The sequence below is a fragment of the Pseudomonas sp. P1_F1_2 genome (assembly GCF_056405815.1).
Genome location: NZ_JBFUBK010000019.1, coordinates 1 through 12,359 on the forward strand (window position 1 = coordinate 1; position 12,359 = coordinate 12,359).

General features: G+C 61.5%; 9 protein-coding genes. All 9 read left to right on the plus strand.

Annotation, left to right across the window (positions count from 1 at the left end):
* Positions 1 to 160 precede the first annotated feature (160 nt).
* The 9 genes from AC1D2P_RS08035 (at position 161) to AC1D2P_RS08075 (ending at position 12,317) form a co-directional block, all read left to right on the plus strand.
* Positions 161 to 607, plus strand: coding sequence for a DUF411 domain-containing protein (locus tag AC1D2P_RS08035; RefSeq protein ID WP_046032207.1), 447 nt, complete (start codon positions 161 to 163; stop codon positions 605 to 607).
* On the plus strand, positions 607 to 1,041 hold the full coding sequence (locus AC1D2P_RS08040) for a YqaA family protein (RefSeq protein ID WP_046032206.1): 435 nt from the start codon (positions 607 to 609) through the stop codon (positions 1,039 to 1,041). The genes AC1D2P_RS08035 and AC1D2P_RS08040 overlap by 1 nt, the downstream gene beginning before the upstream one ends.
* Before the next feature lie 85 nt (positions 1,042 to 1,126).
* Positions 1,127 to 2,152 carry an alpha/beta fold hydrolase gene (locus AC1D2P_RS08045; RefSeq protein ID WP_258665835.1) on the plus strand — a complete coding sequence of 342 codons (1,026 nt, stop codon included), beginning with the start codon at positions 1,127 to 1,129 and terminating at the stop codon, positions 2,150 to 2,152.
* A 13-nt stretch (positions 2,153 to 2,165) separates the two neighbouring features.
* Positions 2,166 to 3,119 (plus strand): D-2-hydroxyacid dehydrogenase family protein, encoded by a 954-nt coding sequence (locus AC1D2P_RS08050; protein WP_109786478.1) that lies wholly within the window; start codon positions 2,166 to 2,168, stop codon positions 3,117 to 3,119.
* 578 nt (positions 3,120 to 3,697) lie between these two features.
* Positions 3,698 to 5,284 carry a glycogen synthase GlgA gene (gene glgA / locus AC1D2P_RS08055; protein ID WP_109786479.1) on the plus strand — a complete coding sequence of 529 codons (1,587 nt, stop codon included), beginning with the start codon at positions 3,698 to 3,700 and terminating at the stop codon, positions 5,282 to 5,284.
* 18 nt (positions 5,285 to 5,302) lie between these two features.
* Positions 5,303 to 7,099, plus strand: a complete 1,797-nt coding sequence (gene treZ, locus AC1D2P_RS08060) for a malto-oligosyltrehalose trehalohydrolase (protein ID WP_477758136.1) — start codon at positions 5,303 to 5,305, stop codon at positions 7,097 to 7,099.
* Positions 7,096 to 9,174 (plus strand): 4-alpha-glucanotransferase, encoded by a 2,079-nt coding sequence (gene malQ, locus AC1D2P_RS08065; protein WP_223525509.1) that lies wholly within the window; start codon positions 7,096 to 7,098, stop codon positions 9,172 to 9,174. The genes treZ and malQ overlap by 4 nt, the downstream gene beginning before the upstream one ends.
* Positions 9,171 to 11,960, plus strand: a complete 2,790-nt coding sequence (locus AC1D2P_RS08070; RefSeq protein ID WP_477758137.1) for a malto-oligosyltrehalose synthase — start codon at positions 9,171 to 9,173, stop codon at positions 11,958 to 11,960. Before malQ ends, AC1D2P_RS08070 begins: the two co-directional genes overlap by 4 nt.
* A gap of 21 nt (positions 11,961 to 11,981) precedes the next feature.
* A complete protein-coding gene (locus AC1D2P_RS08075; RefSeq protein WP_477811378.1) occupies positions 11,982 to 12,317 on the plus strand; it encodes a DUF2934 domain-containing protein in 336 nt (111 codons plus the stop codon).
* Positions 12,318 to 12,359: the final 42 nt, after the last annotated feature.

Below are 12,359 nucleotides of genomic sequence, written 5' to 3' on the forward strand. Positions count from 1 at the left end.
GGCTGACACATTGCTATCGCGAGCAAGCTCGGCTCCTACTGGTTTTGCATTGTCTGTGCAGTTATTTCTGCATTACTTAGAAACACTCTCCTCCCTCATCCGTGGCTAAACTGGTCAAAATGCGTCTTTTTTGACCGTCACCCGAGTCGAGATCCCTCCCATGCGAACCCACCTGCGTCTGGCCGCCCTGAGCGCCCTTCTCATTTCCTCCCTGGCCCAGGCCGCCGACCTGATCCCCATCGAAGTTCACCGCGACGCCAACTGCGGCTGTTGCAAAAAATGGATCAGCCACCTTGAAGCCAACGGGTTCAAGGTTGAAGACCATGTCGAAACCAACATGAGCGAATTCAAACAACAGCACGGCGTGCCGCCGCGTCTGGCGTCGTGTCATACCGCATTGATCAACGGCAAGTTCGTCGAAGGCCATGTCCCGGCGGATCAGGTGCTGGCGTTGAGCAAGCGTGACGATCTGCTCGGTGTTGCAGCCCCTGGCATGCCCATGGGTTCGCCCGGGATGGAAATGGACGGCATGAGCGATGCCTATCAAGTGATCGGCCTGAAAAAGGACGGCACGGATGTCGTGGTGGCGGATTACCCCGCCCATTGATGTCGGGTGCTTACCTCGGGCTGTTCTTCGCGGCGTTCGGTGCCGCGACGCTGCTGCCGTTGCAGTCCGAGGCCGTGCTGGTGGGGTTGTTGCTCAGCGACCGCTATTGGCTCTGGTCGCTGTTGGCCGTCGCCACACTGGGCAATGTGCTCGGTTCGCTGGTGAACTGGTGGCTGGGGCGCGGCATCGAACGCTTTCGCGACCGGCGCTGGTTTCCGGTCAGCCCTGGACATCTGGAACAGGCGCGAAAGCACTATCAGCGTTACGGCCATTGGTCCTTGTTGCTGAGTTGGGTCCCGATCATCGGTGACCCGCTGACGCTGGTGGCTGGCGTCATGCGTGAGCCCCTGGGGCGATTCCTGGTGATCGTGACCCTGGCCAAAGGCGCCCGCTATGGCGTGCTGGCCCTGGCCACGTTGGGCTGGGTGGGTTGAACGATCAGGCGCGGCGATTGCCTGTGTTTAATGTCGCGCTAATCATGTCGATTCAGCATCGGCGGATTTTCTACGGAGTTCACCCATGCCCCTCGCCCTCTCCCGCTGGCTGCCCAGCCTGCTGTTGACCGCCGCACTGCCCCTTGCCGCCCATGCCGAAGGACCGGAATACGGCCCTGAATTGCAAGGCTTCGAATACCCCTACACCGTCAAGCATTTCGCCTTTGAGTCCCAAGGCAAATCCTTGCAAATGGGTTACATGGACGTCGCCGCCCATGGCAAGGCCAACGGGCGCAGCGTCGTCCTGATGCACGGTAAGAACTTCTGCGGCGCAACCTGGGACAGTTCGATCAAAGCCCTCAGCGAGGCCGGCTATCGCGTCATCGCACCGGACCAGATCGGTTTCTGCACCTCCAGCAAGCCCGATCACTATCAGTACAGCTTCCAGCAACTGGCAACCAACACCCAACAACTGCTCAAGGCCCTGGGCATTCAGAAGGCCAGCCTCCTCGGCCATTCCACCGGTGGCATGCTCGCCACCCGCTATGCGTTGCAATATCCCGATCAAGTCGAACAACTGGCGCTGGTCAATCCCATCGGCCTGGAAGACTGGAAAGCCCTTGGCGTGCCCTACCGCACGGTCGATCAATGGTACGCGCGCGAACTGCAGCTCAATGCCGACGGTATCCGCACCTATGAGCGCAACACCTACTACGGTGGCCGCTGGAAGCCAGAGTTCGATCGCTGGGTCGACATGCTCGCCGGCCTGAACAAAGGCCCGGGGCATACACAGGTCGCGTGGAACTCGGCGCTGATCTACGACATGATCTTCACCCAACCGGTGTATTACGAATTCAAAGACCTGAAGATGCCCACGCTGTTGCTGATCGGGACGTCCGACACTACCGCCATCGGCAGTGACATTGCCTCGCCAGAGGTCAAGGCCAGACTCGGTCACTACGACGTACTGGGCAAGGAAGTGGCAAAACTGATTCCGCAGTCGACCCTGATTGAATTTCCCGGCATGGGCCACGCGCCGCAGATGGAAGAACCGGCTCAATTTCACAAGGCCTTGCTCGACTGGCTGAACAAAACCAACCCTGTTCATTGATGAGGTAAGGCGGATGGCGGTGCAGATTGCGGTGATCGATGACTGGCAGGATGTCGCTCGCGACGTGGTGGACTGGTCGGTGCTGGAAAACGTCGGCGAGGTGAGTTTTGTCCATGACTACCCGGCCGACAATGAAACCCTGGCCGAGCGTCTGGGCGCCTATGAAGTGATCTGCGTGATGCGCGAACGCACCCGGTTCGATGAAGACCTGCTGCGGCGGCTACCGAAACTCAAACTGCTGGTGACCGGCGGCATGCGCAACGCGGCACTGGATTTCAAAGCGGCGGCTGCGCTGGGGATTCAGGTCTGCGGCACGGACAGCTACAAACATGCCGCGCCAGAACTGACCTGGGCGCTGATCATGGCCGCCACTCGCAACCTCGTGGTCGAAGCCAACGCSTTGCGCGCCGGTCAATGGCAACAAGGGCTCGGCGGTGATTTATACGGCAAGACCTTGGCGATCCTTGGGCTGGGCAGCATCGGCAAGCGCGTCGCGCAGTTCGGGCAAGTGTTCGGCATGCGGGTGATTGCCTGGAGCGAGAACCTGACCAGTGACGCGGCAGCCGAAGTCGGCGTGACCTATGTCAGCAAGCAGGAACTGTTCGAACAAGCGGATGTGTTGTCGGTGCATCTGGTGCTCAGTGAGCGCAGCCGGGGCCTGGTCGACGCACAGGCGCTGGACTGGATGAAGCCCACGGCACTGCTGGTCAACACCGCGCGCGGGCCGATTGTCGACGAGGCGGCGCTGATCAAGGCGTTGCAGAAGAATCGGTTGGCGGGGGCGGCACTGGATGTGTTCGAAGTGGAGCCACTGCCTGAACATCATCCGTTCAGGACCCTGGAGAACGTGCTGGCGACGCCGCATGTCGGGTATGTGAGCCGACAGAACTACCATTTGTTCTTTTCGCAGATGATCGAGGATATTCAGGCATGGTCGGTGGGGAATCCAATCCGGCAGCTCACCTGAGACCGAGTGATCGTTCATCGCGGGCAAGCCCGCTCCCACAATTGATTTGTAGCGTTCACAAAATCGTGTGGGAGCGGGTTTGCCCGCGAAAGGGCCATAAAAACCGACATAAAAAATACAAACTGAACGCACCGCAACAGTGCACCACCTCTCCCCCCACGCCCATTTCCGTGACTCGCCAGTCCCGTTTTGACCCGCCCCCAAAAATAAACATGCACTTCGTCGGTGCGTTTGCCCCTTCCGGACGTTGTTCTTTTACCCTCTAGAAACCGATTGTCGAACAATTTCACCACTTGACCCGCCCCGCTCTAGGATCTGGCCTAGACTCATTTTCGCGAGGTAAAACCGGTCGGTCATCTGGCTGTAAAAAACTCGAAACTTTCGGTCCTGGCCATGGGTCAGGTTAAAGGTAGGGCTACAGCGACTGGTGCATTCCTTGCAACGGCCCCTCCACCCATCTGCTTCAACGCATTGGGCAGCATTTGCCACGATGCGTGCGCGTTTGCGCCCGGCCACAGGATAGGGCCACCCCCTTTGTGCCAGACCTAAGCATTAGATCAACACCACGGGAGATTCATATGATTAGTGCGGCTTTAGATATTCAGGGAGAACGTGCTCATCAGCAGGTCGGCGAATCGAGCGCCGTCAATGCACCGAGCGCGCAATCGATCAGCGTCCCCGGGACCAAGACGCTGACACCAGCTGCCAGTCAGAATCCAAACAGAAAAAAAGTGTTGTTCGTCACCTCCGAAATTGCCGATCTGGTGAAAACCGGTGGCCTGGGCGACGTTTCCGCCGCGCTGCCTCGCGCCATGTCGCACCTGCACGATGTGCGGGTACTCATTCCCGGTTACCCGCAAGTGCTGCACAGCGAAAACCCGATTCATATCATTGGTGAACTGGGTGGGCACGCCGCACTGCCGCCCTGCAAGATCGGGCGCATGGACATGCCGGACGGTCTGGTCATTTATGTGTTGATCTGCCCTGAGCTCTACGAGCGCGAAGGTTCGCCGTACGGCGCCAACAATGGCCGTGACTGGCCAGATAACCACATTCGCTTCGCCCGCCTGGGCCTCGCCGCCGCCGATATCGCTGCCAATCTCGCGCAAATTCACTGGTGCCCGGATCTGGTGCATGCCCATGACTGGCCTGCGGGCCTGGCGCCGGCCTACATGCACTGGCGCGGGCAGCGTACGCCAACGCTGTTCACCATCCATAACCTGGCCTACCAGGGCGTGACCAGTCTGGGTTCGTGCCCTGAACTCGGCATACCCGCACACGCCCTGCAACAGGAAGGCATGGAGTTCTACGGCAAGATGTCGTTCCTCAAGGCCGGCATGGCGTATTCGAGCCACATCACCACCGTCAGCGCCACTTACGCCCAGGAAATCACCACGCCGGCCTTCGGCTGCGGTCTCGATGGCTTTCTTGCCGCCAAGACCCAGCAAGGCCTGCTGAGCGGCATTCCCAACGGCATCGATGAGAGTTGGGACGCGGCCACCGACGCCCACCTGTTCTGCCCGTTCAGCATTGGCGACTGGGACGGCAAAGCGGTCAACGCCGCGCACGTCCGCGAACTGTTTGGCCTGGAAGACTCCAAGGGTCCGCTGTTTGCAGTGGTCTCGCGGCTGGTCTATCAGAAAGGCCTGGACCTGACCGAAGCGGTCTCCGAATACATCGTCAAATCCGGCGGCCAGATTGCAATCATCGGCCGTGGCGAGCCGGAAGAAGAACAAGCCATGCGTGAGCTGGCCTTGCGTTTTCCGGGGCAGATCGGCGTGCGCATCGGCTTCAACGAAACTGACGCCCGTCGCATGTTCGCCGGCAGCGATTTCCTGCTGATGCCTTCGCGTTATGAACCCTGCGGCTTGAGCCAGATGTACGCCCAGCGTTTCGGCTCGTTGCCGGTGGCGCGCAATACTGGCGGCCTGGCCGACACCATTGAAAACGGCGTCACCGGATTCCTGTTCGACGAATCCTCCGTCGAGAGTTACCAGGAAGCCCTGAGCCGTGCATTCAAGGTGTTCGCCTTCCCCGACCTGCTGCATGCGATGCGTTGCCGGGCGATGGCAGCCCCCTTCAACTGGTGCAAGGCAGTGGAACCCTACGCCGAACTCTACGAACAGCTTGTGGCGAAGGCCTTGGGTAAATCGGGCCGACAATAAGAGAAGAGGTTTTCAACGATGCCGTTACGGACCCTTGAGACCTGGCCCCACGGCGCAATCATGCTGGACGCAGAGCACACGCGTTTTGCCTTGTGGGCGCCTGATGCGTTTTACGTCAGTGTCGAACTGGAAAATGGACAATCCTTGCCGCTGCTGCCTCAGGCGGATGGTTGGTTCGTGATCAAGACCCGCTGCCTCGCGGGCACCCGTTACCGCTACAACATCGATGGCGAGCTCGAGGTGCCGGACCCGGCCTCCCGCGCGCAGGCCGGCGATATCGACAGCCACAGCGTGGTGGTCGATCCGCTGGCCTATCAATGGCAACACAACACCTGGCAAGGTCGGCCATGGAACGAAGCGATCATCTACGAGCTGCACGTCGGTGTACTCGGCGGTTACAGCGCCGTCGAGCAGCACCTGTCGCGCCTCGCTGAACTCGGCATCACGGCTATTGAACTGATGCCATTGGCGCAGTTTCCCGGCGAGCGCAATTGGGGATACGACGGTGTTTTCCCTTACGCCCCCCAGGCGTCCTATGGCTCGCCCGAGCAACTCAAACACTTGATCGACACCGCCCACGGCCTCGGCCTGGCGGTGATTCTCGACGTGGTCTACAACCACTTCGGCCCGGACGGCAATTACCTGCATCATTACGCCAAGGGGTTTTTCCGCGACGACAAGCACACGCCATGGGGCGCGGCCATCGACTTCCGGCAGCGCGAGGTGCGGGATTTTTTCATCGATAACGCATTGATGTGGCTGCTCGAATATCGCTTTGACGGTTTGCGCCTGGACGCGGTGCACGCCATTGAAAGCCCGGACTTCCTTGAAGAACTGGCGCGACGGGTGCGCCAGCAAACCGAACCCACACGCCATGTGTGGCTGATGGTGGAAAACGAACACAATCAGGCCAGCCTGTTGGAAAAAGGCTTCGATGCACAGTGGAACGATGACGGCCACAACGCCCTGCATGTGTTGCTGACCGGCGAAACCGACGCCTATTACGCCGATTACGCTGAACAACCCACCGAACAACTCGCTCGCTGCCTGAGCCAGGGCTTCGTGTTTCAGGGCCATATCAACCGCCACGGCACGCCACGTGGCGAGCCCAGCAGTCACTTGCCGCCGACAGCCTTTGTGCTGTTTCTGCAAAACCATGACCAGATCGGCAACCGCGCGTTAGGCGAACGGTTGCACCAATTGACCCACCCCGATGCACTTTATGCGGCCACCGTGTTGCTGCTGCTGTCGCCGATGATCCCGCTGATGTTCATGGGCGACGAATTCGCGGCACAGTCACCGTTCCTGTTTTTCACCAGCCACCACGGCGAGCTTGCAGAACAGGTGCGCGAAGGTCGGCGCAATGAATTCGCAGCGTTCAGAGCCTTTGCCGATCCGCAGCAGCGCGAACAGATTCCCGACCCCAATGCGCCGCAGACCTTCCAAGCCTCGCAACCGCAGCGAAGCGCCAGCGCACTGCCGGCAATACACGAGCTGTACCGGCGCCTGCTGCAACTGCGCCACCAGCACCTCATCCCGCGCCTGCCCGGCACCCAGGCATTGGGCACCGACGTATTGGGCTACGCGGCGGTGAGCGCCCGCTGGCGACTGGGCGATGGCAGTGAGCTGCGCATTGACCTGAACCTCAGCGACGCGCCGGTGGTCCACACCCCACAGGCCGACACGATCTTGCTGTTCGAACACCCGCCCCACTCGGCCGGCCTGTTGCACCAGGGCAAACTTGCCCCGTATTGCGCGCTCGTCAGCCTCACGGCCGCAGCCCCTTTGCCAGATTCAAATGGAGAGCGCCCATGAGCGACGCGCAACTAGAAATACTGGCCAGCCGCGCAGGCCTGGCCGTCGACTGGATCGACGCCAATGGTCGCCCACAGAAAGTAGCGCCGTCGGTGTTGCGCGCGGTCCTCACTGGCCTCGGCCATCCGGCGGGCAGCGCCCAGGAAATCGATGCGAGCCTGCTAGAGCTGCAAACCGTCCAGCAAACCCACCACCTGCCGCCGCTGATGACGGTCGACGTCGGTGGCGGCCTCGATCTGGCGCGGTACTTCGAGCCCGAAACGCCCTGCGACATTCATCTCGAAGACGGCTCGCGGATCTACCTGAAACTCGACGCTCAGGCCGTGCTGCCGGGGCTGATTCCGGTCGGCTACCAGCACGTCAGCATCGACGGGCAATCCTTCACCCTCGCGGTGGCGCCCGACCGTTGCTACAGCGTCGGCGACGCGGTCGACAATCCGATCCCACGTACCTGGGGCCTGAGTGTGCAGCTGTACTCATTGCGCCGTGTCGGCGATGGCGGTTTCGGTGATACCCAGGCGCTGGAGGACCTCGCCCGGGTGGCGGGTGAACGCGGTGCCGAGGCGTTGGCGATCAGTCCGTTGCACGCCATGTTCAGCAGCGACACCCAGCGCTACAGCCCGTATTCGCCGTCCAGCCGCTTGTTTCTCAACAGTCTGTACGCCGCACCCGGAGCCGTCCTCGGTGAACGTGCGATGCGCGCGGCGATTGACGCCACCGGGCTGACCACCGAACTGCAACAGCTCGAACAACAGCCACTGATTAACTGGCCCGTGGCCGCGCAAGCCAAGCACCGTGTATTGCTGGCGTTATACGAAGGTTTTGTCCACGGCGAACACCCGCTGCATGAAGACTTCAGCAGCTTTCGCCATGCCTCGGGTGAAGCGCTGGAAAACCACTGTCGCTTCGAAGCCCTTCAAGAGCACCGCGCCGCCTTGGGTGAAAGCCTCGACTGGCGCGAGTGGCCCGAGCAATGGCGCGACCCGCGCAGCGCCACCCTCGCCGAATTCGCTGAAGAGAACGTGGCACGCATCGGCTTCTTCGCCTTCTGCCAGTGGCTGATTACCCGGTGCCTGGAGCGCGCGCAAACCGCCGCCCGGAGCGCCGGCATGAGCATTGGCCTGATCGCCGACCTGGCGGTGGGGGCCGACGGCGGCGGCAGTCAGGCCTGGAGCCGGCAAGACGAGTTGCTCGCCTCGCTGACCGTGGGTGCGCCGCCGGACATCCTCAACCGTACCGGCCAGGGCTGGGGCATCTCCGCGTTTTCGCCCGAGGGCCTGGTGCGTAACGGGTTTCGCGCCTTCATCGAAATGCTCCGCGCCAATTTCGCCCACGCCGGCGGCTTGCGCATCGACCACATCATGGGCCTGCAACGACTCTGGGTGATCCCCAACGGCGCGCCCCCCAGCGACGGCGCGTACCTGTATTACCCGGTCGACGATTTACTGCGGCTCCTGACGCTGGAATCCCATCGGCATCAAGCCATTGTGCTGGGCGAAGACCTCGGCACCGTGCCCGATGGCCTGCGGGAAAAACTCATTGCACGCTCTATCCTCGGCATGCGCGTGTTGCTGTTCGAACAGGACAACGCCCACTTCAAACCGATCCTCGACTGGCCGGACAACGCGCTGGCGACCACCAGCACCCATGACTTGCCGACGCTCAATGGCTGGTGGCATGGTCGTGACATTGACTGGAACGCCCGGCTCAGCCTGATCGACGCCAATGGCGAAATTGAATGGCGCCAACATCGCGAGCGCGAACGTGAAGGCTTGCGTCGGGTGTTGAGCCAAGATCCGCAGAATTTTCGCGAAGAATCCTACGAAACCGATCAGGTGCTCGACGCCAGCATCCGGTTTCTCGGGCATACCCGCGCACCACTGGTGTTGCTGCCGTTGGAAGATGCCCTCGGTATCGAACAGCAGGCCAACCTGCCCGGCACTATCGACACTCACCCGAACTGGTCACGGCGCCTGCCCGGCGACAGCGAGGCCCTGCTCGATGATCCAGACGCGGCCCGGCGCCTGGAACTGCTCGCCTGTGCGCGGCTTCAGGCAGGTGAGCGTGACCAATGACGCCTGTGTTTATCCAACCGCCGCGGGCGACCCTGCGGCTGCAATTTCATAAAGGCTTCACCCTGGATCAAGCGGTGCCGCTGGTGCCGTATTTCGCCAGTCTGGGCATCAGCCACGTGTATGCCTCGCCCCTGCTTTCCGCCCGCACAGGCTCCCTGCATGGCTACGACGTGGTGGACCCGACGACGGTCAATCCCGAGCTGGGTGGCGAGGCGGCGCTGCGGCGTCTGGTCGATGCCCTGCGCGCACAGCGGATGGGGCTGATCCTCGACATCGTGTCCAACCACATGGCCGTGGGTGGCGCGGATAATCCCTGGTGGCTGGATTTGCTGGAATGGGGGCGCTTGAGTCCCTTCGGCGAGTTCTTCGACATTCAGTGGCACTCGCCGGACCCATTGATGGAAGGCCAGTTATTGCTGCCCTTCCTTGGCAGCGACTACGGCATCGCGTTACAGGACGGCGCCCTGCCCCTGCGTTTCGATGCGCAAGGCGGCAGTTTTTACGTGCAGCATTACGATCACCGCTTTCCGATCTGCCCGATGCACTTCGGCGAACTGCTGACAACCGGTGCCGAACCGCTTAAATCGTTGGCAGAACGCTTCACCACTCTGAGTTACCAAACCGACGCTCATCGCCTGGCGGCGCCACTCAAAACCGAGTTGCGCGAACTGGCCAGCGACCCGCTGATGCGCCAGTCGATCGAGCAGCACCTCGGCGCCTACGACTCGCTCACACCCGAAGGCTTCCAGCGCTTGCACGCCTTGCTTGAGCGCCAGAGCTATCGCCTGGCAAGCTGGCGCACAGCGGCGGATGACATCAACTGGCGGCGCTTTTTCGATGTCAACGAACTGGGCGGCCTGCGCGTCGAGCGCCCGGCGGTATTCGAGGCCACCCACGCGAAAATCTTCGAACTGGTGGCGCAAGGCCTGATTGACGGCCTGCGCATCGACCATATCGATGGCCTCGCCGATCCCCGTGGTTACTGCCGCAAACTGCGACGTCGGGTCAATCGCCTGTCACCGGCTCGACACCTGCCGATCTACGTCGAGAAAATCCTCGGCCAGGGTGAAACCCTGCACCGCGACTGGGCGGTGGATGGCACCACCGGGTATGAGTTCATGAACCAGGTGTCGCTGCTGCAACATGATCCGCAAGGCGCCCTCACCCTCGGCAAACTCTGGCAGCGCTACAGCGAACGGCCCGCCGACTTTGGCCAGGAAGCCCAACTGGCACGGCAGCAAATCCTCAATGGTTCGTTGGCCGGTGATTTCGAAAGCGTTGCCCAGGCCTTGCTGCAAGTCGCCCGCGACGACCTGATGACCCGCGACCTGACCCTCGGTGCGATCCGCCGGGCGTTGCAGGAATTGATCGTGCACTTCCCGGTGTACCGCACGTATATCAGCCCCCGTGGCCGCTCTCCTGAAGACGAGATATTTTTCCAGCAGGCGCTGAACGGCGCTCGGCTGACCCTGAACGAAGCCGATTGGCCGGTGCTCGATTGCCTGGCCCGCTGGCTCGGCGGAGAGCCCTGGCGCAAGCGTCCGGTGGGCCGTCAGCGCAAGATCCTCAAACACGCTTGCGTGCGCTTTCAGCAACTGACGTCACCAGCCGCCGCCAAAGCGGTCGAAGACACCGCGTTCTATCGTTCGGCGGTGCTGCTGTCGCGCAACGACGTGGGGTTCAGCACCGAACAGTTCAGCGCCCCCGTGTCGGACTTTCACGCGGCCTGCACCCAGCGCCTGTCCGAGTTCCCGGACAACTTGCTGGCCACCGCCACCCACGACCACAAACGCGGCGAAGACACCCGCGCTCGCCTGGCCGTATTGAGCGAACTCAGCACCTGGTATGCCGAGCAAGTCCCCCTGTGGCGCACGCTCGCCCGGCCACTGCGCGACGACGACCAGATGCCGACGGCGGGCGACGAATTAATCCTCTATCAGGCGATCCTCGGCAGTTGGCCGCTGACCCTGCGCGGCGACGATGAGCCGGCACTGGAGGACTACGCGAAACGTCTCTGGCAGTGGCAACAAAAAGCCCTGCGCGAAGCCAAATTGCAAAGCAGCTGGAGCGCGCCGAACGAACCCTATGAACACGCCATGCAGGTGTTCATCCAGCGTCTGTTTTCGGCGCCCGAAGGTGAACTGCTGCGCGCGGCTCTCGATAAAGCGGTTCACGCGATTGCAACATCCGGCGCACTCAATGGATTGGCGCAAACCTTGCTGCGAATGACGGTGCCGGGGGTACCGGACCTCTATCAGGGCAACGACTTCTGGGACTTCACCCTGGTCGACCCGGACAACCGCCGGCCGGTGGATTACGGCAGCCGTCAACGGGCACTTCAGGGAGCACTTCAGCGAACTGCGGACCTGCCAGAACTATTGGCGAACTGGCGTGACGGGCGCATCAAGCAATCGCTGATCGCCCACGTGTTGAACCTGCGGGCCGAGCATGCCGAGCTGTTTTCGCGAGGGACCTATCAAGCCCTTGAAGTGGTCGGCAGCCAGGCTCATCGCGTGTTGGCCTTTGCCCGCACGCGGGGAGGAAAACACGCCATCGTGATCGTGCCGATACGCTGCGCCGAACTGCTGAAAAACAGTGCCCAACCCAGGATTGATGCGCCGCAGTGGGGCGATACACGGGTCAAATTGCCGTTCGCCTGCTCCGACGAAAATCTGAAGGGACTTTTTTCCAGCGTCGCAGTCACAAAAAACAGGGAGCTGAACATCGGCGCCGCGCTGGGGGATGTCCCGGTCAATCTCTTTATCCAACTCTTTACCCAAGCTTGAGTTCAGTTCAGGAGCATTGCGATGAGTACCGACGATAAACGCGTTCGCGAATTTGCCTATCAGATCTGGGAATCGGAGGGCAAACCCGAGGGCCAGGAAGCCCGACACTGGGAGATGGCACGCAAGCTGGCCGAAGCGGAAGCCCTGGCGCCGAAAAAACCACCGAAAGCCACCGCTAGCAAAACCGCCGCGGCGAAACCTGCGGCCGGCAAGGCCAATGGCGCGCTGGACGGTAAAGCCAGCGAAGCCAAACCCAAAGCCAAGGCCAAACCCGCTGCAGCGTCGAAAGTAATTCCGCCGGGAGAAAAAGCGCTGGAGAAGAAGCCTCGCGCGWCGAAGAAGCCACCGGTCACCTGACGTTCCAAGCGCTTTGCCTTGATCGATGACGTGGCGAGTTCG

Excerpts from the sequence above, each read along its gene's own strand:
- AC1D2P_RS08070 (WP_477758137.1), top strand. The coding sequence starts at position 9,171 with ATGACGCCTGTGTTTATCCAACCGCCGCGGGCGACCCTGCGGCTGCAA.
- AC1D2P_RS08035 (WP_046032207.1), top strand. The coding sequence starts at position 161 with ATGCGAACCCACCTGCGTCTGGCCGCCCTGAGCGCCCTTCTCATTTCC.
- malQ (WP_223525509.1), top strand. The coding sequence starts at position 7,096 with ATGAGCGACGCGCAACTAGAAATACTGGCCAGCCGCGCAGGCCTGGCC.
- glgA (WP_109786479.1), top strand. The coding sequence starts at position 3,698 with ATGATTAGTGCGGCTTTAGATATTCAGGGAGAACGTGCTCATCAGCAG.
- AC1D2P_RS08040 (WP_046032206.1), top strand. The coding sequence starts at position 607 with ATGTCGGGTGCTTACCTCGGGCTGTTCTTCGCGGCGTTCGGTGCCGCG.
- treZ (WP_477758136.1), top strand. The coding sequence starts at position 5,303 with ATGCCGTTACGGACCCTTGAGACCTGGCCCCACGGCGCAATCATGCTG.
- AC1D2P_RS08045 (WP_258665835.1), top strand. The coding sequence starts at position 1,127 with ATGCCCCTCGCCCTCTCCCGCTGGCTGCCCAGCCTGCTGTTGACCGCC.